Annotated in this window: 21 protein-coding genes; 7 read left to right on the plus strand and 14 right to left on the minus strand. The window is 63.4% G+C overall.

Translation table 11 applies throughout. From position 1 onward, the window contains the following. Positions 1 to 5 precede the first annotated feature (5 nt). Complete coding sequence (gene gloA, locus BM408_RS04375) at positions 6 to 416, plus strand: lactoylglutathione lyase (protein WP_092127151.1); 411 nt, start codon at positions 6 to 8, stop codon at positions 414 to 416. Here the strand turns inward: gloA and eda are convergent. From eda to BM408_RS04390, 3 genes are all read right to left on the minus strand, one after another. Next, complete coding sequence (eda, locus tag BM408_RS04380) at positions 413 to 1,075, minus strand: bifunctional 4-hydroxy-2-oxoglutarate aldolase/2-dehydro-3-deoxy-phosphogluconate aldolase (RefSeq protein WP_256375245.1); 663 nt, start codon at positions 1,073 to 1,075, stop codon at positions 413 to 415. The two genes, gloA and eda, sit on opposite strands and share 4 nt — an antisense overlap. After that, positions 1,066 to 2,883: a phosphogluconate dehydratase gene (gene edd, locus BM408_RS04385; protein ID WP_092127152.1), complete on the minus strand. Its 1,818-nt coding sequence runs from the start codon at positions 2,881 to 2,883 to the stop codon at positions 1,066 to 1,068. The genes eda and edd overlap by 10 nt, the downstream gene beginning before the upstream one ends. 296 nt (positions 2,884 to 3,179) lie before the next feature. Then, entirely contained in the window at positions 3,180 to 3,761 is a 582-nt protein-coding gene (locus tag BM408_RS04390) for an OmpA family protein (RefSeq protein ID WP_092127153.1), read from the minus strand. Positions 3,762 to 3,870: 109 nt separating this feature from the next. Here BM408_RS04390 and BM408_RS04395 point away from each other — a divergent pair, with 109 nt between their 5' ends. Together BM408_RS04395 and BM408_RS04400 are read left to right on the plus strand one after the other, a co-directional pair. Beyond that, on the plus strand, positions 3,871 to 4,419 hold the full coding sequence (locus tag BM408_RS04395; RefSeq protein WP_092127403.1) for a gamma-glutamylcyclotransferase: 549 nt from the start codon (positions 3,871 to 3,873) through the stop codon (positions 4,417 to 4,419). A 111-nt stretch (positions 4,420 to 4,530) separates the two neighbouring features. Then, positions 4,531 to 5,055 (plus strand): superoxide dismutase family protein, encoded by a 525-nt coding sequence (locus BM408_RS04400; protein WP_092127154.1) that lies wholly within the window; start codon positions 4,531 to 4,533, stop codon positions 5,053 to 5,055. On the opposite strand, the gene BM408_RS04405 is transcribed toward BM408_RS04400, so the two are convergent. From BM408_RS04405 to BM408_RS04420, 4 genes are all read right to left on the minus strand, one after another. Then, on the minus strand, positions 5,039 to 5,590 hold the full coding sequence (locus BM408_RS04405; protein WP_092127155.1) for a nucleotidyltransferase family protein: 552 nt from the start codon (positions 5,588 to 5,590) through the stop codon (positions 5,039 to 5,041). The genes BM408_RS04400 and BM408_RS04405 overlap by 17 nt on opposite strands. Then, positions 5,590 to 7,878 (minus strand): xanthine dehydrogenase family protein molybdopterin-binding subunit, encoded by a 2,289-nt coding sequence (locus BM408_RS04410; protein ID WP_092127156.1) that lies wholly within the window; start codon positions 7,876 to 7,878, stop codon positions 5,590 to 5,592. Before BM408_RS04410 ends, BM408_RS04405 begins: the two co-directional genes overlap by 1 nt. 13 nt (positions 7,879 to 7,891) lie before the next feature. After that, the gene (locus tag BM408_RS04415; protein WP_092127157.1) at positions 7,892 to 8,350 is read right to left on the minus strand and encodes a (2Fe-2S)-binding protein; all 459 of its coding nucleotides are present in this window, start codon (positions 8,348 to 8,350) and stop codon (positions 7,892 to 7,894) included. Between the two features lie 162 nt (positions 8,351 to 8,512). Then, the gene (locus tag BM408_RS04420; protein ID WP_092127158.1) at positions 8,513 to 9,085 is read right to left on the minus strand and encodes a TetR/AcrR family transcriptional regulator; all 573 of its coding nucleotides are present in this window, start codon (positions 9,083 to 9,085) and stop codon (positions 8,513 to 8,515) included. Positions 9,086 to 9,199: 114 nt separating this feature from the next. Between BM408_RS04420 and pdxH the strand changes: the two genes are divergently transcribed. Further along, positions 9,200 to 9,850: a pyridoxamine 5'-phosphate oxidase gene (pdxH, locus tag BM408_RS04425; RefSeq protein WP_092127404.1), complete on the plus strand. Its 651-nt coding sequence runs from the start codon at positions 9,200 to 9,202 to the stop codon at positions 9,848 to 9,850. Positions 9,851 to 10,825: 975 nt separating this feature from the next. On the opposite strand, the gene BM408_RS04430 is transcribed toward pdxH, so the two are convergent. The 6 genes from BM408_RS04430 to BM408_RS04455 form a co-directional block, all read right to left on the minus strand. Further along, complete coding sequence (locus BM408_RS04430; protein ID WP_092127159.1) at positions 10,826 to 11,596, minus strand: TIR domain-containing protein; 771 nt, start codon at positions 11,594 to 11,596, stop codon at positions 10,826 to 10,828. Positions 11,597 to 11,969: 373 nt separating this feature from the next. After that, positions 11,970 to 12,467, minus strand: coding sequence for a 2-amino-4-hydroxy-6-hydroxymethyldihydropteridine diphosphokinase (folK, locus tag BM408_RS04435; RefSeq protein WP_092127160.1), 498 nt, complete (start codon positions 12,465 to 12,467; stop codon positions 11,970 to 11,972). 7 nt (positions 12,468 to 12,474) lie between these two features. Then, the gene (gene pcnB / locus BM408_RS04440) at positions 12,475 to 14,109 is read right to left on the minus strand and encodes a polynucleotide adenylyltransferase PcnB (protein ID WP_092127161.1); all 1,635 of its coding nucleotides are present in this window, start codon (positions 14,107 to 14,109) and stop codon (positions 12,475 to 12,477) included. A 6-nt stretch (positions 14,110 to 14,115) separates the two neighbouring features. Beyond that, entirely contained in the window at positions 14,116 to 14,793 is a 678-nt protein-coding gene (locus tag BM408_RS04445; protein ID WP_092127162.1) for an HAD family hydrolase, read from the minus strand. Positions 14,794 to 14,810: 17 nt separating this feature from the next. After that, positions 14,811 to 15,497, minus strand: a complete 687-nt coding sequence (gene hda, locus BM408_RS04450; RefSeq protein WP_092127406.1) for a DnaA regulatory inactivator Hda — start codon at positions 15,495 to 15,497, stop codon at positions 14,811 to 14,813. 19 nt (positions 15,498 to 15,516) lie between these two features. After that, on the minus strand, positions 15,517 to 16,590 hold the full coding sequence (locus BM408_RS04455) for an AI-2E family transporter (protein WP_092127163.1): 1,074 nt from the start codon (positions 16,588 to 16,590) through the stop codon (positions 15,517 to 15,519). Positions 16,591 to 16,782: 192 nt separating this feature from the next. On the opposite strand from BM408_RS04455, the gene purM reads away from it, so the two are divergent. Then, positions 16,783 to 17,823: a phosphoribosylformylglycinamidine cyclo-ligase gene (gene purM, locus BM408_RS04460; protein WP_092127164.1), complete on the plus strand. Its 1,041-nt coding sequence runs from the start codon at positions 16,783 to 16,785 to the stop codon at positions 17,821 to 17,823. A gap of 153 nt (positions 17,824 to 17,976) precedes the next feature. Then, a complete protein-coding gene (locus BM408_RS04465) occupies positions 17,977 to 18,954 on the plus strand; it encodes a ParA family protein (RefSeq protein WP_092127165.1) in 978 nt (325 codons plus the stop codon). 20 nt (positions 18,955 to 18,974) lie between these two features. Here BM408_RS04465 and metE read toward each other — a convergent pair whose 3' ends face one another. After that, the gene (metE, locus tag BM408_RS04470; RefSeq protein ID WP_092127166.1) at positions 18,975 to 21,308 is read right to left on the minus strand and encodes a 5-methyltetrahydropteroyltriglutamate--homocysteine S-methyltransferase; all 2,334 of its coding nucleotides are present in this window, start codon (positions 21,306 to 21,308) and stop codon (positions 18,975 to 18,977) included. Positions 21,309 to 21,439: 131 nt separating this feature from the next. Between metE and BM408_RS04475 the strand changes: the two genes are divergently transcribed. Further along, positions 21,440 to 22,363 (plus strand): LysR family transcriptional regulator, encoded by a 924-nt coding sequence (locus tag BM408_RS04475; RefSeq protein WP_092127167.1) that lies wholly within the window; start codon positions 21,440 to 21,442, stop codon positions 22,361 to 22,363. Positions 22,364 to 22,370 lie beyond the last annotated feature (7 nt).

Consider the following 22,370-nt stretch of genomic DNA (forward strand, 5'->3'; position numbering starts at 1 on the left):
CGCCCATGCGACTCCTACACACCATGCTGCGCGTTGGCAATCTCCAGCGCTCCATTGATTTTTATACCCAGGTGCTCGGCATGAAGCTGCTGCGCACCTCGGAAAACCCCGAGTACAAATACAGCCTGGCCTTCGTCGGCTATGAAGGCAATCCGGCGCAGGCCGAGATCGAGCTGACCTACAACTGGGGCACCGAAAGCTACGACATGGGCACGGCTTTCGGCCATGTCGCGCTGGGCGTGCCAGACGCCTATGCGGCCTGCGACAAGATCAAGGCGGCGGGCGGCAACGTGACGCGTGAAGCCGGCCCGGTGAAGGGCGGCACCACGGTGATCGCTTTTGTGACGGACCCGGACGGCTACAAGATTGAGTTGATACAGCGCGACGAAGGCGCTGGCGGCGCGGGCTTGCGTTAAGCCGCCTTGCGCGCAAGCTGACTGGCCTGCTGTGCCAGCGCCGTGATTTGAGCCCAGTCACCACGCGCCACCGCGTCGGAAGGCGTGAGCCACGAGCCGCCCACGCACACCACATTGGGCAGGCTTAAAAACTCCGCTGCGTTGGCAGTAGACACGCCGCCCGTGGGGCAAAACCGCACATCGCCAAACGGGCCGCCCCAGGCCTTGAGCATGGCCGGGCCGCCCGCCTGCATCGCCGGGAAAAATTTCAGCTCGGTCAGGCCGTCTTCCTGCGCCATCATGATTTCGCTGCCTGTAGCCACGCCGGGCAGCAGCGGCAAACCGGCATCGCGGCAAGCCTGGCCCACCGCGTGGGTGTAGCCCGGGCTCACCGCAAAGCGTGCACCGGCCATGGCGCAGGCCTGGGCGTCGGCGGCGCTGCGCACTGTGCCTGCGCCGGTCACGGCCTCGGGCACGTCACGCGCAATCGCCTCGATACAGGCCAGCGCCTGCGGCGTGCGCAGTGTGACCTCAAGCATACGAATGCCGCCAGCCACCAGCGCGCGCGCCAACTGCACCGCCTGTTTCACGTCGCTCAGTACGATGACGGGAATCACCGGCGCATCCTGCATCACCTGCAGGGCCGTCAGCTTGCCGCTGACATTCAAATTTACATCCACGATAAAGCTCCTTCTTCAGCCGTCAGCGCGTGGCGGCGCATACCGGCAAACAATTCACGGCCCATGCCGATGCCGTTGGCGGCACGCAAATCGGCAGGCATGGTGTCCACCGGCCGCGCGGCCCATTCAGCCTCAGCCACCAGCACGTTCAATTCCCCAGTGACGGCGTCCACACGAATCACGTCGCCGTCGCGCACCTTCGCCAGCGGGCCGCCTGCTGCGGCTTCGGGCGAGACATGGATGGCGGCCGGCACCTTGCCCGAGGCGCCGCTCATGCGGCCGTCAGTCACCAACGCCACTTTAAAGCCCTTGCCCTGCAACACCGCCAGCGGCGGCGTGAGCTTGTGCAGCTCGGGCATGCCGTTGGCTTGCGGGCCCTGCCAGCGCACCACGCACACCACGTCGCGGTTCAGCTCGCCGGCGCTGAAGGCAATGTGCAAGGCCTCTTGCGAATCAAACACCCGCGCGGGCGCCTCGATGAGATGGCGGTCATCGGGCACAGCCGAGACCTTGATCACGCTGCGGCCCAGATTGCCCTGCAGCAGCTTGAGACCGCCCGTGGCGCTGAAAGGTTTGGCGGGCGTACGCACGATGGCTTCGTCTTTGGAGACGCCCAGCTCATGCCAGGCCAGCGCCGCGCCGGCCAGTGCGGGCTCACGCGTGTATTCACGAATGCCGCCTTCGCGCACCGTGAGCACGTCTTCATGCATAAAGCCCGCGTCGAGCAGCTCGCGAATGATGAAACCCGGGCCGCCCGCGGCCTGGAACTGGTTCACGTCGGCGCTGCCGTTGGGGTAAACATGGGCCAGCGTCGGCACCACATCGGAGAGATCGGAAAAATCATTCCAGTCGATCACGATGCCGGCCGAATGTGCCACCGCCACCCAGTGGATCAGGTGGTTGGTGGAGCCGCCCGTGGCGAGCAAGGCCACCATGGCATTGACGATGGCCTTCTCGTCGACGATCTGACCTATGGGTGCAAAGCGTTTGGCCTTGATGATGCCCAGCACCGTGCGCGCCGCCTCGCGCGTGAGTTCTTCACGCAGCGCATTGCCCGGGTTCACAAACGCCGTGCCGGGCACATGCAGGCCCATGGCTTCAAGCAGCAACTGGTTGCTGTTGGCCGTGCCGTAGAAGGTGCAGGTGCCGGGGCTGTGATAGGACTTGAACTCGGACTCGAGCAAGGCATCGCGGCCGACCAAACCCTGCGCGGCCTGCTCGCGCACCAGGGCTTTTTCCTTGTTCGGGATGCCCGAGGGCATGGGCCCGGCGGGCACAAACACGGTGGGCAGATGCCCGAACTGCAGCGCGCCTATCAGCAGGCCCGGCACGATCTTGTCGCACACGCCCAGCATCAGCGCGGCGTCAAACATGTCGTGCGACAGCGCGATGGCTGTGCCCATGGCAATCACGTCGCGGCTGAAGAGGCTGAGCTCCATACCGCTGGTGCCTTGCGTCACGCCATCACACATCGCAGGCACACCGCCGGCCACCTGCGCCGTGGCGCCCAGTTTGCGGGCTTCGTCTTTAATGAAAGCCGGGTAGGCCTGCAGCGGCGTGTGGGCCGACAGCATGTCGTTATAGGCGGTGACGATGCCGATGTTGGGCTTGCGCTCAGTCACGACCTTGAAGCGGTCGTCCAGCGGCATGCCGGCAAAGGCATGGGCCACGTTGGCGCAACCCATGCGGTCCAGGCCCGGCTCACGCGCCGAAGCGGCATGCAGATGGGCGAGGTAGGCGCTGCGCGACGGGCCGCTGCGCTCGGCAATGCGGGCCGTGATGTCTGAAACTTTGGAATGGAGGGCCATGGTGGAGCTTTAGGTCTGGTGGCTGTCGGTCTGGCTACAGATTGGCATCGCTGGCGCGGCTGGGTTGCAAACCGCGAGCCTGACGTTCAATTGATGTTTGATGTAACTTTATTACTGACTCTATGGTAACGGGTTACCGGCTCTTTTCACGCGCTTGTGGTTACAGGGCGGTTACTAAACTTGCCCGGCACGATTCCGTAAATCAGTTTCAGGGCGGCGCCGCGCAGCCGGCGTCGGCGGGACGCCTCTCCACCTGTCAGCGCGGCGCTACTTGCCTGGCCGCGGGCCGCGCTTTTTTACTGCAGCGTGATTTCCACGCGCCGTGCTTCGGCGTTGCTGCCCCCGCCGGCCAGTTGCTCGGGTTTTTTCAGCTCGATCTGCCGCTCGGCAACGCCGGCCGCCTTCAGTGCGTCACGCACGGCGACGGCACGCTGCTTGGCCAGCGCTGCGTTTTTGGCCGCGTCACCGGTGGCGTCATGAAAGCCCGAGATGACCACCGTGCGGCCGGCCTTGGCGGCTTTCACCACATCGACCAGGGCGTTGGCGGCGCCGGCTGCCAGGTCGGCTTTGCCGGATTCGAAGTAGAAGCGCACCACGCCCTGCTCCACCGTCACGGTGGCGGCGTCTGTGGCGGCTTGCGAGGGTTGGCTGGCCGGGGGCGTGACCGCCGGGCTGACGGCGGATGCTGCCGCCGAGGAGACGGGCGCAGGCGCTGCTGCGGCTGCTGCAGCTCCGGTCGCTGCCGGCGTGGCGGGTGGCTGGCCCTTGTGAAGCCGGTGCAGGCTGATGCCAATGACCAGCGCCAGCACAAAGGCGATCAGGCCGAAAACAATCGCCAACACCAGGCCTTGCTGGCCATCATCGTCCTGAGAAAACATTGCCCGACTCCCGTCACAAAAACTCTGCGCATTGTAAAGTGCGGCTGTGGAAAAAACAGCCAAACAACTCGCCGGCCCCGGCGCGAGCGTTTCGCGCAACCCGGCGCACATGCTGGAGACCGTCATCCGCGAGTGGGGCGGCAAAAGCGACCTCTGGATCTTTGCCTACGCCTCGCTCATCTGGCGGCCCGAGTTTGAACACGCCGAGGAACGCTTTGCCACCATCCACGGCTATCACCGCGCACTGAAGATGTGGAGCCGCCTGAACCGCGGCACGCCGGAATGCCCAGGCCTCGTCTTTGGCTTGCTGCATGGCGGCAGCTGCAAGGGCATGGTGTTTCGCATCCCCCGGGCGCAAGTTGCCAGCGCCTTGCCGGCACTGTGGGAGCGGGAAATGCCCAACGGCGTCTACGACCCCAAGTGGCTGCAATGCCAGACCGCCGAGGGTGACGTGCGAGCCCTCGCCTTCACGCTCTCAAAACGCAGCCCCAGCCACACTGGTGTGCTGAGCGAAGACGTTTACCGGCAGATTTTTTCAGACTCCTGCGGGCGCTACGGCACCACGCGTGAGTATGCGCAACTCACCTACGACAAGCTGCGCACGCTGGGCATTCACGACCAGGCGCTGGGCAAGCTGCTGGCGCTGGTCAGCCGCTGAAACGCATTCACCGCTTACATATCTTTCTCTCTCCACCTTGCCAGCAGGGGGCGTGCAGCCTACAGTGGGCCTTCTTTCTCAGACCTCTACAAAACATCAGGAGACTGCACCATGAACCACCTTCTGGCCCCGATTACGGCAGCCCTTGTAGCCCTTGTGCTCGGCGCCTGCGCATCCACCCCCAGCGGCCCGCGCGCGGTAGCCCAATTGCAAAGCACCACCGGCAACACCGCCAGCGGTACTGTCAGCTTTGTGCAAAGCGGCGGCAAGGTGCTGGTCTCGGGCGAGATACGCGGCCTCAAGCCCGGCGCGGAGCACGGCTTTCATGTGCATGAAAAAGGCGACTGCTCCAGCGGCGACGGCATGAGCGCCGGCGGGCATTTCAACCCCACCGGCCAGCCGCACGGCAGCCACGCCGACATGGCCCATCACACCGGCGATTTGCCCAGCCTGAAGGCCGACGCCAGCGGCAATGCGAAGTTCAGCTTTGAATCAAGCACCATCACGGTCGGCAGCGGCGCGACCGACATCGTGGGCAAGGGGCTGATTGTTCACCGCGACCCCGACGACTACAAAACCCAGCCCACCGGCAACGCCGGGCCCAGGCTGGCCTGCGCCGTTATTGCGCGCGCTTAAGCAACGCTTCAGCGCGCCGCAGGTCGTCCAGCGTGTCGATGTCGGTGACGATGCCTTCATCGGTCACATCCACGTACGCTACCGAATTAATAGCGGCTTGCGCCCGCACCACGGGCGCTGCGCCCTGATTTCCTTTTAGATCCAGCAGCGCGTCGCGGCACGCGGCCGAAAACCCGACCGGATGCCCGCGCGCGCCCTTGAACATTGGAACCACCACGGCATGCTGCGCCAGCGCGTGGGCCACGGCCCGCAGCGTAGCGGCCTGCACCAGCGGCAAATCGCCCGGCAAGATCAACCAGCCCGCAGCATCAGGCGTGGCCCGCACGGCAGCGGCGATGGAGTCGCCCATGCCGGGATGGCCCGCATCTTCCACATGCCAGGGCAAGCCGCTGGCAGCCACGGCGTCCAGCGTGTGCTGCAGCACCGGCTTGCCGGCCAGCAAAGCCTGCAGCTTGTGCGTGCCGCCACCCGATGCGGCAAAGCGCTCACCCCGGCCAGAGGCCAGCACAAGGACTGTGGGCTTGCCGCCTGCCATCACGCCAGCTTGAAGGGCAGCTCGCGCGGCGCCGGCTTGCCGGTGAGCTTGGCGATTGCATTCGCAAAGGCCGGGGCCAGCGGCGGCAGGCCGGGCTCGCCCAGGCCGGTGGGCGCGTCGGCGCTGGGCACGATGAACACGGCCACCGTAGGCATGTCGGTGATGCGCGGCACCGGGAAGTCGCCGAAGTTGCTTTGCTCGACCACGCCGTCCTTGAGCGTGATGGCCGCACCCGGCAGGCACATCGACAAGCCCATCAGCGCCGCGCCCTGCACCTGCGCTTCAACACTGGTCGGGTTGATGGCGAGGTTGCAATGTACGCCCGCAGTGATGCTGTGCAGCACCGGCGTGCTGTCTTTGACGGAGGCTTCGACCACATAGGCAATCACGGTGTTGAAGGACTCATGCACCGCCACACCCCATGCGCGGCCGGCGGCCAAGGTGCGTTTGCCGTAGCCGGATTTATCGACCGCCAGTTGCAGCGCGGCTGCGTGGCGCGGGTGCTTGCTGCCGAACTGCTTCATGCGGTAGGCCACCGGGTCTTGCCCGGTGCTGCGCGCAATCTCGTCGATCAGCGTTTCCATCACATAGGCGGTGTGGGTGGAGCCCACGCTGCGCCACCAGAGCACCGGCACATTGATTTTGGGGTGATGCACGGAAAGACGCATCGGAATATCGTACGGCTCTTTCATGCCTTCGACCATGGTGCCGTCCACACCGTCTTTCACCAGGAAGCTTTCAAACGGCGTGCCGCCCAGGATGGACTGGCCGACGATGACGTGGTCCCAGGCGAGGATCTCGCCGTCAGCATTGAAGCCGATCTCTGCGCGATGCACATGCATGGGCCGGTAGTAGCCGCCCTTGATGTCGTCTTCACGGCTCCACAGCGTGCGCACCGCAGCCGTGAGCCCCGCCCCGCGCGCGGCACGAGCCACGTTGCAGGCTTCGACCACGTACTCGCTGGTGCCGATCGCGCGGCGGCCAAAACCGCCGCCAGCCATCTGCACATTCATCTTGACGTTTTGCGGCGCCACGCCCAGCGCTTTTGAGGCGGCCAGCGTGTCCAGCCCCGGCATCTGCGTGCCCAGCCAGAGTTCGGCCTTCGCATCCGCGCCCTGCCCGCTCAGCTGCACGGTGCAATTGAGCGGCTCCATGGGCGCATGGGCCAGGTAAGGAAAGGCAAACTCGGCGCTGATTTTTTTCGGCGCCGTTGCCAGCTTGCTGATGTCGTCGTTGTATTTGAGTGCGCCGGTTTTCTGCGCCAGCGCGCGGTAGCTGGCCAGTTGCTGCGCGCTGTCGACCTTCTCGACGCCGCTGGTGTCCCACTCGACCTTGAGTGCGTCGCGACCCTGCTTGGCAGACCAGTAGCCCTCAGCCACCACCGCCACGCCCTCGCCGCCGCGGTCCAGCGGCACACGCAGCACGGCTTTCACGCCGGGCACGGCGCGGGCTGCTGCATCGTCCAGCGATTTGACCTTGCCGGCAAACACCGGCGGATGCGCCACCACCGCCGTCAGCATGCCGGGCAGGCGCACGTCGATGCCGTAGCTTTGGCCGCCGGTGGATTTGGCGCGTGCGTCAAGCCGCCCCGTGGGCTGGCCGATGATGCGGAACTGTTTCGGGTCCTTGAGCGTGACGGCCTCCGGCACCGGCAGTTTCATCGCCGCTTCAGCCAGCTCGCCATACGTCAGTCGCTTGCCGCCGGGGCCGATCACCACGCCTTGCTGGGTGCGCAGGCTGCCCGCGTCGACCCCCCATTGCGCCGCAGCCGCCGAGACCAGCATGGCGCGGGTGCGTGCGCCCAGCTCGCGGTACTGCGTGTAGGAATTTTTGATCGAGCCCGAGCCGCCCGTCAGGTGCATGCCGAAAGCCGGGTCCACATAGGCCGGGTCGGCCGTGCCGTGCTGGCTTTTGACGAGCGCCCAGTCTGCGTCCAGCTCTTCCGCCAGGATCATGGGGAGCCCGGTCTGCACGCCCTGCCCGAACTCGAGCCGGTTGATGGTGACGGTTACCGTGCCGTCGCGGTCAATGCGAACGAAGGCCGAGGGTTGCTGCGTGGGCTTGAGGCCGGATGGCGCACCGGCAGGCGCCGTGGTTTGGGCTTGTGAGAGCAGCGGAAAAGCGCCGAGTGCAAAGCCGCCGGCCGTCGCGACCTTGAGGAAGCTGCGGCGCGGCAGTTCGGCGTCCGCTATGGTTTTGGTAGCTGCCTGCGCTTTTTGCATCAGGGCTTGAAGGCCTTTTGGCAACTGCGAAGCGATGTCGAAGGTGTCTGTGGAGTTGGAATACATGATGTGTTCTCCTTCAAGCCAGTGCCAGGGCGGCGTCTTTGATGGCAGCGCGGATGCGCACATAGGTGCCGCAGCGGCAGATGTTGCCGGCCATGGCGCCGTCGATGTCGGCGTCGCTGGGTTTGGTGTTGGTTTTGAGCAAGGCGGTGGCGCTCATCACCTGGCCGCTCTGACAGTAGCCACACTGCGCCACGTCGTGTTTGACCCAGGCGTCCTGAACCGCCTTGCCGACGCGGTCGGTGGCCACGGCTTCGATGGTGGTGATCTTCTGGCCGGCGGCGGCAGAAATCGGCGTGATGCACGAGCGTATGGCCGCGCCGTTGAGATGCACGGTGCACGCGCCGCACAGCGCCGCGCCGCAGCCGAACTTGGTGCCTGTCATGCCCAGCGTGTCACGCAGGGCCCAGAGGATGGGGGTGGATTCGTCGGCGTTGACGGGTGTGTCCTTGCCGTTGATGTTGAGGGTGGGCATCGTGGAACTCCTTGCGGTTTTTATGAGTGGGGAAAGGTCAAGGGGAAGGGTCAGGGAAAAACTACTTGTCGAATTTATATTCGCTTAAATCAGGGTTGTATCCGTAAAAACTTGGGGCTGTCGAGAACAGGGGTATTGCCCTTTCAGGGGCGTTTCAAAAATTCAGGCCTTGATGGCATCCCAGCACAGGGTAAAGGCCGCCTGGTGCACGGCCTCGTCATCGGGCAGCACCTGGGTGCGTATCAGGTTGGCGGTTTCACGGACCGAGCCCACCAGGCTGGCCGTCAGCAAAGGCAGGGGCACGGGTTTGAGGATTTCCTGCTTCTGGCCTTCTTCCATCAGTGCCAGAAAGCCCGCGGCCAGCCGGGTCGATAGCTCACGGTTGCCTTGCGTGAACCATTGGGAGTTGTAGTACTGCTCCTGGAACACCACCTCAGCGTAGCGCTCCAGCCGGTGCCGCAGCAGGTTGCCCCAGATCAGCCGCACCCGGCTGCGCAGCGAGGCGCCGGGCTCGACACCCGCCATCAGGCGCTGCACGGTCGCGGTCTTGGCCTCTTCATAGAGCTGGCTGATCAGCTCGTCTTTGGAAGGGTAATAGACGTAGAGCGTGCTGGTGGCGATGCCGGCGGTGCGGGCGATGTCGGCCATGGTCAGCCCGCTCAGGCCGGTCTGGGCCACCAGGTTGAAGGTGGCCTCGGCAATGGCGCGCTGCTTTTCGTCGTCTTTGGGCTTCATGAAGCGTTTGAATATAAACGAATATTAATTCGGCAACAAGCTTGACCCCTTCACGCCACCCAACCAGCACCCGCCGCAGGCAGGGATATGGCCCATGCGGGCACAATCGGAAGCATGAGCCAGCCCACCTCCTCCATCGCAGACCTGCGCAAAAGCTACGAGCGCGCCGAACTCAACGAAGACGCATCGCAAGCCGATCCGCTCAAACAGTTTGACCAATGGCTCAAGGAAGCCATCGCAGCCGAAGTGCCCGAACCCAACGCCATGACACTGGCCACCGTGGCCAGCAACCTGCGCCCCTCCACCCGCATCGTGCTGATCAAGGGCTATGACGAACGCGGCATCACCTGGTTCACCAACTACGACAGCCGCAAAGGCCAGGAACTGGCCGGCAACCCGTATGCGGCCCTGCAATTCCATTGGGTGGAGCTTGAACGCGTGGTGCGCATCGAAGGTGTGGTCGAGAAAGTATCCGACGAAGAAAGCGACGCCTACTTCAACAGCCGCCCACTCGATTCACGCATAGGCGCCTGGGCCAGCCCGCAAAGCGAAGTGATCACCGGGCGCAGCGTGCTGGTGGCCAATGCGGCCAAATACGGCGCCAAGTTTTTGCTGCAGCCCCCGCGTCCGCCGCACTGGGGCGGCTACCGACTGAAGCCCGACAACTGGCAGTTCTGGCAGGGGCGCAAGAGCCGCTTGCATGACCGGTTGCGGTATACCTTGCAAGGTGATGCGAGCTGGTTGCGCGAACGGCTGGCGCCTTAAAGGCACACGGAATCTTGAATGCGAAAAAGCGTCTCTACACCCATGACGTTGCTGCAACCCTTGCGAGGGTCTGTAGCCTCTAAGTTAGGGCGGAATGCCGAGTAGCAATACCTGCGGACCGTAGATGCGCGCACGCTCGTGAGGACGCCCGTATCGACTGCCATTAGACAGGTGCCGCGCTCGCGCTTACTTTGTTAATCCCACGGTTCGCTCATTTGCCCACAAGACAGACATACGACCCCATTCCAAGGGCCATACGTGCCGCACGTCGGGCACCGCCAAGAATGATGCGGATTCGGATCAGTAGGCGCGATTCCCGCCCGTCGGCCGTCGGTCACCGTCGCGATGCCATTACCGCCACGCACGACGGTCCAGCCGCGAAGCAACTCGAGGACCGGTTGGGCTCCAGGGACCAACGGCTGGTGATCTAAGTCACCGAGCAGCGAAACGAGCTCTTCGCGTGTGATGACGTTTGCCTCGAGTGCGGACTCCAGCTTTCCTAGAATTCGACCCTTCTCTCGATCTTCGGTAGTTCGTCGCGCTATCTTGGCTGCCGAATCTGACCTGCGCCCAACCATATCTAAGAGTGCGAGCATCGCCGGGGAAGGCCCGTACAGCCTCTTTCCCTTTGAAGAGTTGCAGTTCCCGTGACAGGGAACCCAATTTCGAAAGCTGTTGATTTCGAACTCTGGGCCGAGTCCATACGTGCGTCGAATTTCGTCAAGAAGCCCAGGCTTATCCTCAACAGATTCGGGAATTACGTGGTCGACGGTCGTCTGGGGATATGCAATTGGTTTGCCACACCAGAAGCACTGACCATCGAAAGCATGCCACACGCCGAATTTCTCGGCTGCCATGAATTTGTGCTTCGCCATTCGGTCCTGCCCTATCTAACATCGAAGCTGGCTGATGAACAACAGACCGACGAAGCCGGCCGACAGGATGTCAGCCCGAACGACCTGTTGTTCCTCATATTCAAAATGGGATCTCCCCTTCCTTTTTCTCAGGGCGGGTTAGCACAAACTGAGCTTCGTTCGCGTCGATCCATCCCCATCCGAGATCTGCAACCGCTAACCCGGCGTATGCCTCACCATCGTGCTCGTTGAAGAGCTCACTCTCCCGGATAAATTTTTTCTGCAACAGCCTCCGGACGGCGAGATTGAAGCCCATGTTCGTGACGCCGGCTCGTTCTGCTGCACGCTTAGCGCTATTCACGGTTGTCGCTTGATCCGGCAGATAAGCGTCGCCAGCGATCACAGCTAGGACGAGGACCTCGGGCGGTGACAGGCCGTGCACCGGCGTGACAGGACTTTCCTCAGCAATTTTCTCCAAAACTGCATCTTGCTTGACGATCGCCGCAATCTTGGCTGTGAGGCTCGCACGAAGCTTGTCAAAGTCGCTCGGAGCATCTGCTAGGTACGGGATGATGCTCCTGTGCTGAATGTCGAATGGGTACTTCTTTCCGGTTCTCTCCTCAGAACAGACCATCACCACTGGCTTGCCTGCAGCGTATGCGAAACCGAGTTCGTACCAGACATTGGGATTATCTGCAGTAATGTCTGCGAGACAAACAGCTGCTTGCCGAATCCCCTTCTCAATCGAGTCGATTGGAATCTGCACCCCGGGGTCCTGATCGACTCGATACGCCTCCAAGCCTGCGGCTTCAATTGCAGGCTTGTATATGTCGTGAAAACGTTTATCGAACTTGCCCGAATCGAATGGTTGAATCACAAAACAGGTAGCCATCAAATCCCCTCCCCGACATAACGAACGTATAGAGAAAAACTACTCCATATTACTAGCCACTGCCAATAAATTGAGCCGCCCTGAAAGCCACTTGCAAATTGACTGATGAATATTTATACCGCATAAAAATACAGTATGAATTCCCGTGATACCCAACAACCCCCGTTTCAATCTACTTGCATATTCGATCAAATGCTCGAGAGGATTCGTCATTTTCGCGATAGCCCCAAGATAAAAACTTATCCGTATGTGAGGCCGCTGAAAATTTGATAGCCGCCTGTACGCATTTCTATTAGGTTGGAGGTCGACTTGACTTGTAAAGTTGGCTCAAATCATCGATGCAAATACTTTTGCTTTTGATGTACGGCAAGCATTACATAATGCTGGCGCCCGTCAGCCGCTCAATCGGCTGGTGTGCAACGGCTGCCAGTTGCCCTGCGCTGACCAGGGTCGGCGCGACCTCCGCTAACGGAACCAACACAAACGCCCGCTGCGTCATGCGCGGATGCGGTAGCGTGAGGTGTTCCGAGTCCATGCGGGCGCTGCCGTAAAGCAGCAAATCCAGATCCAGCGTGCGCGGCGCGTTACGGTAAGGACGCTCGCGGCCAGCCTGCTGCTCGATCTGTTGCAAGTGATCCAGCAAGGCGGGAGCGATTAAACCTGTTTCGAGTTCAACGACAGCGTTGAGGTAATCGTTACCGGGAGCTGAAGCTTCTACACCTGAGTCGGTATCCAGCGGTGCGGTTTTATAGAGGCTGGAAGACTGGCGGACCTGCGTAAACGGCAGCCGGCCCATCGCCTGGACGGCCTGCCGCAAGGCCGTCGCGGCATCACCGAGGTTTGCGCCCAGGGCAACGTAGGCGCAAACCATGCGGCCCTCAGGAGTGGGAAGCGTTGTCCGGTGAAGGCGAAGCGGCCGCTTCGCCGCCCGAGCCCTCACCACCGCCTGCCCCGCCGGCACCACCGCGATTCGCCGGCTTGCGACGGCGGCGGCGTTTTTTGGCGGGGGCGGCATCGCCCTGCTCGCCGGAAGCATCCGCCGCATCGGACGGGGTGCGTTCGGCTTGCGCTGAGCCAGGCTCGGCATCGGGCCGCTTGACGCGCACGCGCGGCGCCTGTGGCCTGTTCTGCAGGGCCAGTCGCGCCTCTTCAATCATGGCGTGGCGTTCGTCGTCGTAGGCGGTGCTGAATTTCTCCCACCATTCGGCGAGTTCCATGTCGATCTCGCCGGTCTGCGCGCGCAGCCGCAGGAAGTCGAAGCCGGCGCGAAAGCGGGGTTGGTCCAGCAGCGAATAGGGTGCGCTGCCCGTGCGCTTTTCAAAGCGCGGCTGCATGGTCCAGATTTCGCGCATGTCGGTGCCCAGCTTGCCGCGGCCCGACACGTCGCCGATCTTGGCGTTGAAGGCGTCGTCAATCGCGTCCTGCAGGGCGGGCATAAGGTGCTCGCCGCGCTTCTTGCGCCGCTCCCAGCCTTCGCGCACGTCAGACCACAGCACACACGACAGCAAAAAGCTGGGCGCCACCGGCTTGCCTTCGCCGACGCGGCGGTCGGTGTCTTGCAGGGCGAGCTTGAGGAAAGGCTCGTCGGCGTTTTCGACCACCACATCGAGCAACGGGTATATGCCGGTGCCCAGGCCCAGCAATTTGAGCTGCGCGATGCTGGCCAGCGAATGGCCGGTCTGCAGCAGCTTGAGCATTTCGTCAAAGAGGCGCGATTGCGGCACGTCGGCCAGCAGGCCCTTCATCTCGCGCAGCGGCGCCACGGTCTTGTCTTCAAACTTGAAGCCCAGCGCGCTGAGCTTGGCGGCAAAACGCACGGCGCGGATGATGCGCACCGGGTCTTCGCGGTAACGCACGGCCGGGTTGCCGATCATGCGGATGATCTTTTTCTTGGCGTCCTTGATGCCGTTGTGATAGTCGACCACCACCTGCGTTTCGGGGTCGTAGTACATCGCGTTGATGGTGAAGTCGCGGCGCGCGGCGTCCTGCTCGATGGGGCCCCAGACGTTGTCGCGCAGCACCCGGCCCGAGGCGTCGACCGCATGCTTCATGCCGGCGAGCTCGCTCTTGCTGGTGCGCTCGTTGCCGCCGACCTGCTCGGCCAGGCTGCTGTCAAGGTGGGCGCGGAAGGTCGAAACCTCGATCACTTCATGCTCGCGGCCGCGGCCGTAAATGACGTGGACGATGCGAAAGCGCCGGCCAATGATGAAGGCGCGGCGAAACAGCGACTTGACCTGCTCGGGTGTGGCGTCGGTGGCAACGTCAAAGTCCTTGGGGCGCAGGCCGACCAGCAGGTCACGCACCGCACCGCCGACGATATAGGCCTCGTAGCCGGCGTCTTTCAGGGTGCGCACCACGTCCATGGCCCGGTCGTCCACCAGCGAAACGTCAATGCCATGTTCCTTGACGGTGACATCCTGGCGCTGGCCGAAAGGTGATTTTTTGACCCGCTTGGCGCCGGGCTCCGTGCTGTCCGATTTGCCGAACAGCTTGTCGATAAATTTTTTGATCATGAATAACTAGATAAACAGGTCAAGTATGCGCCATCCGCGCTCTGCCGCCAGTGCCCGCAAACGCGCGTCCGGGTTGGTCGCGACGGGGTGGGTGGCCTTCTCCAGCAAGGCGATATCGTTCATGGAGTCGGTGTAGAAGGTGGTTTCCACGTCCTTCCAACCCAGGTTTCGGGCGGCCAGCCATTGTTCCACGCGGGTGACCTTGCCCTCGCGGGCCGAGGGCGTGCCCTTGATTTCGCCGGTCAGCCAGCCGTAGGCGTCACGCTCCAGCTCCACCGCGATCAGCTCTTTGACGCCAAAAGCGTCGGCGATGGGCCGCGTCACGAACTCGTTGGTGGCGGTGACGATGACCACCTCATCGCCCGCGGCCCGGTGGTCATCTACCAGCGCCTTCGCCTGTTTTGTAATGGATTTTTGCACCACATCCCGCATGAAACGTGCGTGGCCCGCTTCTGAATTGATAGCGCCCTGCTTGCGGATGGCTTCGGTGGCAAAGCGCACGTATTCGTGGATGTCCAGCGTGCCGGCGCGGTAGTGCTCAAAAAACTCGGCATTGCGGCGCTTGAACTCGGTGCTGTCGCACCAGCCCAGCGCGATGGTGAATTCGCCCCATTCGTAGTCGGAATCGATAGGAATCAGCGTGTGATCCAGGTCAAACAAGGCAATCTTTTTGGAAACGGTCATTTCGCAGTCGCAGTCACTTATTCGCTCTCCAGCATCGACTTGATCAGGGGAATGGTGATGGCGCGCTTGGTTTGCAGGGCATAAGCGTCCAGCTGGTCGAGCAGCTGCATCAGGCTGCCCAGGTCGCGCGAAAAGCGGGTCAGCATGAAGTCCATGGCTTCGTCGCTCAAAAACACGCCACGCGCATCGGCCTCGCGCCGAAGCACCGAACGGCGCTCGGGTTCGGTCAGGGCCTGCAGGGCAAACACATGGCCCCAGCCCAGCCGGGTGCGCAGGTCTTCGCGCAGCGCCAGGTCGGCCGGCGGCATCTGGCCGGCGGCCAGCACCCAGCGCGGGCGGCCGTCCGGTGCGCTGAGCGCGTTCACAAACCAGTTGAAGGCCGCCTGCTGCTGCACCGCGGTGTAGAGATGGCAGTCGTCCAGGATGACGGCGGCCCAGGACTCATTGAACTCGGGCGGCTCCAGCATGGAAGCATCCATCCAGCCGCTGGCGGCGCCCTGCTCGCGCAGCGTTTCGCGCACGGCTTTGAGTAAATGGGTTTTGCCGCTGGCGGCCTCGCCCCAGAGGTAGGTGGGCACCGGCGAGCGCAGCGTGTTGCCGGCCCACAGCTCCAGGTGCTTGAGCGCGGCTTCGTTCGGACCGCCAAAAAAATTGGCGAACGAGGGGGCGGAAGCCAGCCCTATGTCCAGCGCAATCTGTTTCATGCCCGCCATTGGCTCTGCCTTATCCGGCCTTGTAAAGCCGGCTGGCCATGTAGCTGGCCTTGACGCGGCGTATGCCAACCAGCAGCACCGCGCTGGCCGGCAGCGCCACCAGCACGCCGACAAAACCAAACATCTGGCCGAAAGCCAGCAAGGCAAAGATCACCGCCAGCGGATGCAGGCCAATGCGCTCGCCCACCAGGCGCGGCGTGAGGTACAGGCTTTCCACCAGCTGCCCGATGCCGTAAACCACGGCCACCATGACCAGTGCCTTGAGCGAGGCAAATTCGAGCAAGCCCGCCAGCACCGCCAGGATCAGGCCCAGGCCGAAGCCCAGGTAAGGGATAAACATCGCCAGCCCCGTGAAAACGCCGATGGGCAGGGCCAGGTCAAGCCCAAACAGCGCCAGGCCCACCGCATAAAACACCGCCATGATCAGCATCACCAGCAACTGGCCGCGCAGGTATTGGCCCAGCACCGAGTCGGCCTCTTCGGTAAAGCTGTCAAAGCCGGCGCGCAGGTGCGGCGGCACCAGCTCCAGCACACGGGCGACAAACTTGTCCCAGTCCATCAGCAGGTAAAACAGCGCCACCGGAATCAGCACGGCATTGCCGATAACAGCCAGCGCCACGCTGCCGCCCAGCTTGAGCGAAGACATCAGCGAGCCGAACAGGTCTTCAAAATTGGCATTGAGGTACTTGAGCACAAAGGCCTTGATGCTGGCGACATCGAGCGCCACATGGATGCCGAACTGCGCCAGCCAGGGCGCCAGCGTGGTGTTGAGCTTGTCGGCCAGCAGCGGCACCTGCTCGCGCAGCACCGGCAGCTCTTTGGCCAGGATGGGCACGATCAGCAAAAAGAGGCTGAGCAGCGCCACGAGGAAGAAAAACTCCACCAGCACCACCGCCACCACGCGCGGCAGGCGGCCCTTGCCCATGTGGTCAAGCCGGTTGACCAGCGGCGTCAGCGCATAAGCCAGCACGGCGGCGATGACAAAGGGCGCCAGCACCGGCCCCAGCAGCCACAGCGCCAGAATGACCAGCGCGGCGATAGCGCACCAGGCGGCGGCGCGTTTTTGGGTGGTGGTGAATTGCATAAAGCCTTGGGTTGAGCTTGCCGGAAGAAGCCCCCAAAAGGGACTGAGGAAGACCGAACGGGGCCCGAATGGGTAGCCTTTAGAATCTCAGGCTGAATTCTATCGGGCTTGCAGGCCGCTTCAGCGCCGTAAACCCGCCTCCCAGACCCCCATCCGTCCTTACCGCACCCTACCCGTAGCAAAGCCGACACCATGACCACCTCCTCCCCTTCCCCCCTGAGCTACAAAGACGCGGGCGTCGACATCGACGCGGGCGACGCGCTGGTCGAACGCATCAAGCCCCTGGCCAAAAAAACCATGCGCGAAGGCGTGCTGGCCGGCATTGGCGGCTTTGGCGCCCTGTTTGAGGTGCCCAAGCGCTACAAGGAACCTGTGCTGGTCAGCGGCACCGACGGCGTGGGCACCAAGCTCAAGCTGGCTTTTGAATGGCAGATGCATGACACCGTCGGCATAGACCTGGTGGCCATGAGCGTCAATGACGTGCTGGTGCAGGGCGCCGAGCCCCTCTTCTTCCTCGATTACTTCGCCTGCGGCAAGCTGGACGTTGACACGGCAGCCGCCGTGGTCGGCGGCATCGCCAAAGGCTGCGAATTGAGCGGCTGCGCCCTGATCGGCGGCGAAACCGCTGAAATGCCCGGCATGTACCCCGCCGGCGAATACGACCTGGCCGGTTTTGCCGTCGGCGCGGTGGAAAAGTCCAAAATCCTGACCGGCAAGGACGTAAAACCCGGCGACGTGGTGCTGGGTCTCGCCAGCAGCGGCGTGCATTCCAACGGTTTCAGCCTGGTGCGCAAATGCATCGAGCGCGCGGCCGGCAACGCCCCCGCCACGCTGGACGGCAAACCCTTTAAGCAAGCCCTGATGGAGCCCACCCGCCTGTACGTGAAGAACGTGCTGGCCGCGCTGGCCGCCCACCCGATCAAGGCGCTGGCCCACATCACCGGCGGCGGCTTGCTGGAAAACATCCCCCGCGTGCTGCCCGAAGGCACGGCAGCCCACCTCAAAAAGGGCAGCTGGCCGCAAACCGAGCTGTTCGCCTGGCTGCAAAAAACCGCCGGCATCGACGATTTCGAGATGAACCGCACCTTCAACAACGGCATCGGCATGGTGGTGGTGGTGGACGCCGCCAACGCCCAGGCCACGGCCAAAACCCTGCGCGACGCGGGTGAGCAGGTCTATGAAATCGGCGTGATCGCCGCCAAAGGCGACGGCGCCGCCGTTACCGTCGGCTAAGCCCCCCACAAGCCGGCCGGCGGGGGCGATATCCCCCGGGTGGGCCGTTTTGCTACAAAAAGACTAGCTGCATACGCCCATGGCGCTTGGGGCCACTGGACTTTTCCTTAGTTATGTATCAAACTGTTCCATCGATCCGTCTTTGGAGCAGTCATGCCGGTAATCGCAGTCGTCAACCGCAAGGGAGGCAGTGGCAAGAGCACGCTGGCCGCGCACATCGCCGCCTGGTGCGCCCGCAATGGCAGCTCGGTCATGCTGGGCGACGTGGACCGGCAGCAGTCGGCGCGCAGCTGGCTCAAGCGCCGCGCCGCTGAACTCCCCGCCATCGCCCCCTGGGCCGTCGACCAGAAAAATATGCTCCGCGTGCCCACCGGCATCACCCATGTGGTGCTCGACACGCCCGGCGGCATGCACGGCTTTGAACTCGCCCGCGTCGTGATGTTTGCCGACGCCATCATCATGCCGGTGTGCAATTCCATGTTCGACCGCGAGTCGGCGGCCCAGTGCCATGCCGATTTAATGGCGCTGCCGCGTGTAGCCAGCGGCCGCTGCCGCCTGGCCACGGTGGGCATGCGCATCGACGGGCGCACCAGCGCCGCCAAAACCCTGGAAGAATGGTCTGAAAGCCTGGGCATGCCTTTTCTGGGCGCCCTGCGCGAGACGCAGCTTTATGTGCGCAGCCTGGAACGCGGCATGACGATGTTCGACCTGCCGGCGAGCACCGCCGCGCAAGACCTGCAGCAGTGGCAACCCATCCTCAACTGGCTCAGGCCCACGCTGTACCCGCCGCAGGCGGCCAATGACGCGCCCGAGCAGCCGCAGGCCAAGACAGTGGCCAAAGCCCCGGAACGGGTGATAGCCCCCCGCCCTTCGGTCGCCGCGACGCTGGGCGCCAGGGCGCTCAACCCCGCCCCTGTCCAGAAGGCCGCGCCGGCACGCCTGGGCAGTTCCCTGCCCGGCAGCCTGATGCCGGCACAGGAATCGATGGTGCACGGCGCCCGGATGTCCGCGCAAAGCACGGCCCGTGCAGTGGGCCGGCCCGTCCAGGTCAGCAGCGCGCCGGCCATGTCGCGCAATGTGAACTCGGCAGACGGCCTGCAGATTCCGCAGTTCCTCAAGCGCGGGGCTTAAGACTCGTCACCCGCCACCCGTCACACCGTCAGCTCAAGCCTGACTTCGCGCGCGGCCTGCACCATATTGCCCAGCGCCGCTTCGGTCTCGGGCCAGCCGCGGGTTTTCAGGCCGCAATCCGGGTTGATCCAGAGGTTTTCCGCCGGAATCACCGCCGCCGCCTTGCGCAAGAGCCGCACCATCTCGTCCACCGTCGGCACGCGCGGCGAATGGATGTCGTACACGCCGGGGCCAATCTCATTGGGATACTTGAAGTCGCCAAAGCCGCGCAGCAGTTCCATGTCGGAGCGGCTGGTTTCAATGGTGATCACATCGGCATCCATGGCGGCAATCTCCGGCAGGATGTCGTTGAACTCCGAATAGCACATGTGGGTGTGGATCTGCGTCTCGTCGGCCACGCCGCTGGCGCTGATGCGAAAGGCGCGCGTCGCCCACTCCAGATAAGGCTTCCAGCCGGCGCGGCGCAGCGGCAAGCCTTCGCGGATGGCCGGCTCGTCGATCTGGATGATGCCAATGCCCGCGCCTTCCAGGTCCACTACCTCGTCGCGTATCGCCCAGGCGATCTGCTCGGTGGTCAGGCTGCGCGGCTGGTCGTCGCGCACAAAAGACCATTGCAGGATGGTGATGGGGCCGGTCAGCATGCCCTTCATCGGCCTCCGTGTCAGGCTTTGCGCGTAGACCGTCCAGGCCACCGTCATGGCCGCGGGGCGCGCCACATCGCCGTAAATCACAGGCGGCTTTACGCAGCGTGAGCCGTACGACTGGACCCAGCCGTTGGCAGTGAAGGCAAAGCCGTCCAGCTGCTCGCCGAAGTATTCGACCATGTCGTTGCGCTCGGCCTCGCCGTGCACCAGCACATCCAGACCCAGCTCTTCCTGCTTGCGCACGGCCAGGCGAATCTCGGCCTGCATTTTTTCGGCGTACTGCGATTTGCCGATCTCGCCGCGCTTGAAGGCTGCGCGCGCGGTGCGGATCTCGGCGGTTTGCGGGAACGAGCCTATCGAGGTTGTCGGAAACAGCGGCAGGGCAAAACGCTGGCGCTGCAACTGCTGGCGCTGGCTGAAGGGCGAAGGCCGCTGGTCGGCGCCTGCTGCGGCCTTAGCCAGCCGCGCGGCCACGGTAGCCCGGTGCACACGCGGGCTGGTGCGGCGCGCATGGGCGGCCACGCGGGCGGCGGCCAGCTCCGACTCCACAGACTTCTCATCACCCTGAAGCGCCGCTTTTAAGGTGCGCAGCTCAAACAGCTTTTCCACCGCAAAGGCAAGCCACGATTTGAGCTCGGTATCCAGCTTGTCTTCGGCTTCCAGGCTGTAAGGCACGTGCAGCAACGAGCACGACGGCGCCAGCCACAGATCACCTTTGTGCTTCTCTGCCACGGGCCGTAGCCGCGCCAGCGCGGCATCGGGGTCTGTGCGCCAGATATTGCGGCCGTCGACAATGCCCACAGACAACACCTTGTGGCTGGGTAGCCAGTCGGCCACGCCCACCAGCTCTTCAGGTGCACGCACCGCGTCCACATGCAGGCCCGCCACCGGCAGCTGGCACGCCAGGCGCAGGTTGTCTTGCAACGGTGAAAAGTAAGTTGCCAGCAACAGCTTGACGCCGCTGCGCGAGAGCTGCCAGTAGCTGGATTCAAAAGCCTGGCTCCATTTGGCCGGCAGGTCCAGGCCCAGGATGGGCTCGTCCATCTGTACCCATTCCACGCCCTGCGCTTTCAGGCGCGCCAGGATTTGTTCGTACACCGGCAGCAGTTTGTCCAGCAGGCTGAAGCGGTCAAAGCCGGCCGTCTTTTCTTTACCCAGCCACAAAAAGCTCAGCGGCCCGAGCAACACCGCCTTGACGGTATGGCCTGCGGATTTGGCTTGCGCGACTTCGTCAAACAGGCGTTCGGAGGCCAGGCTGAATTCGGTGCCCGAGCCGAACTCCGGCACCAGGTAGTGGTAGTTGGTGTCAAACCACTTGGTCATCTCCAGCGCAAAGCTGCCGCCGCCCGCTGTGCCGTCCGCACAGCCGCAGTCGGCGCTGTGGGTATGGCCGTTCTGCACATTCACGCCGCGCGCCATCGCGAAATAGCGGCTCAGCGCGGGCTCCTGCCCGGTGAAGCCAAAGCGCGCCGGCTCGCAGCCCAGCATCTGGATGTGGTTGGCCACGTGATCGTAAAAGGCAAAGTCGCCCACCGTCACAAAACCCAGGCCGGCTTCTTTTTGCACGGCCCAATGGCGCTCACGCAAAGCCGTGCCGGTAGCTTCCAGCGCAGCCAGGTCAATCTCGCCGCGCCAGTGTTTTTCGAGCGCGAATTTCAATTCCCGGTGCGCGCCCATGCGCGGAAAACCCAGGGTGTGTGTATGGACCATGCCAGCTATCTCCCGATACAAATCAACAAAAGAACGCAATGGTCGGCCCAATTCAACTATTATTCAAACGAAAGATATTGACTTTCAACGTGAAAATAATTGATTCACCTCTTCAACGGTAAGCGCCAGTCATGACTCTCTCCATCCTTGAACTGCGCCACCTGCGCACCCTGACCGCCCTGCGCGACAGTGGCAGCCTGGTGCGCGCGGCGCAGTTGCTCAACCTCACGCAATCGGCGCTGTCGCACCAGGTCAAGCTGCTGGAAGAGCGCTACGCCACGCCGCTTTTTGAACGCAAATCCGTGCCGCCGCAGTTCAGCACTACCGGCCTGCGGCTGCTGGCGCTGGCCGATGCGGTGCTGCCGCAGGTCGAAGAAGCCGAGCGCGACGTGGCGCGCCTGGCCACGGGGCGATCCGGCCAGTTGCGCATCGCGGTTGAGTGCCATACCTGTTTTGACTGGCTGATGCCGGCGATGGACGCCTTTCGCACGCGCTGGCCCGAGGTAGAGCTGGACATCGTCTCGGGCTTTCACCCCGACCCGATCGCGCTGGTGCTGCAAGACCGTGCCGACATCGCTGTCGTGTCGGAAGCCGATGCCGATGAAGCGGTGAACTTTCACCCGCTGTTCCGGTTTGAAATCATGGCGCTGCTGGCCAACGACCACGCGCTGACGGCCAAGACGCACCTCACGGCCAAAGACTTCGCCGACCAAACGCTCATCACCTACCCCGTGCCCGACGAAATGCTGGACGTGGTGCGCCAGGTGCTGGAGCCGGCCGGCGTGCGGCCCGCGCGCCGCACCACCGAGCTGACGATTGCCATGCTGCAACTGGTGGCCAGCGGGCGCGGCGTCGCCACGCTGCCCAAATGGGCGGTGCAAAGCTACCTAGATCGGGGTTACGTCACAGCGCGGCCGGTGGGCAAGAAGGGGCTAACGGGCCGCCTGTATGTGGCCTGCACCGAGACCACCTCGGCCCGCCCCTGGCTGGCCGACTTTGTGGCAATTACGCGCGAGAGCTGCTTTCTCACGCTCAGTGAGATCGAGCTTTTATAAAGCCAGG

The organism is Polaromonas sp. YR568 (assembly GCF_900116715.1).
Lineage (GTDB): Bacteria > Pseudomonadota > Gammaproteobacteria > Burkholderiales > Burkholderiaceae_C > Polaromonas.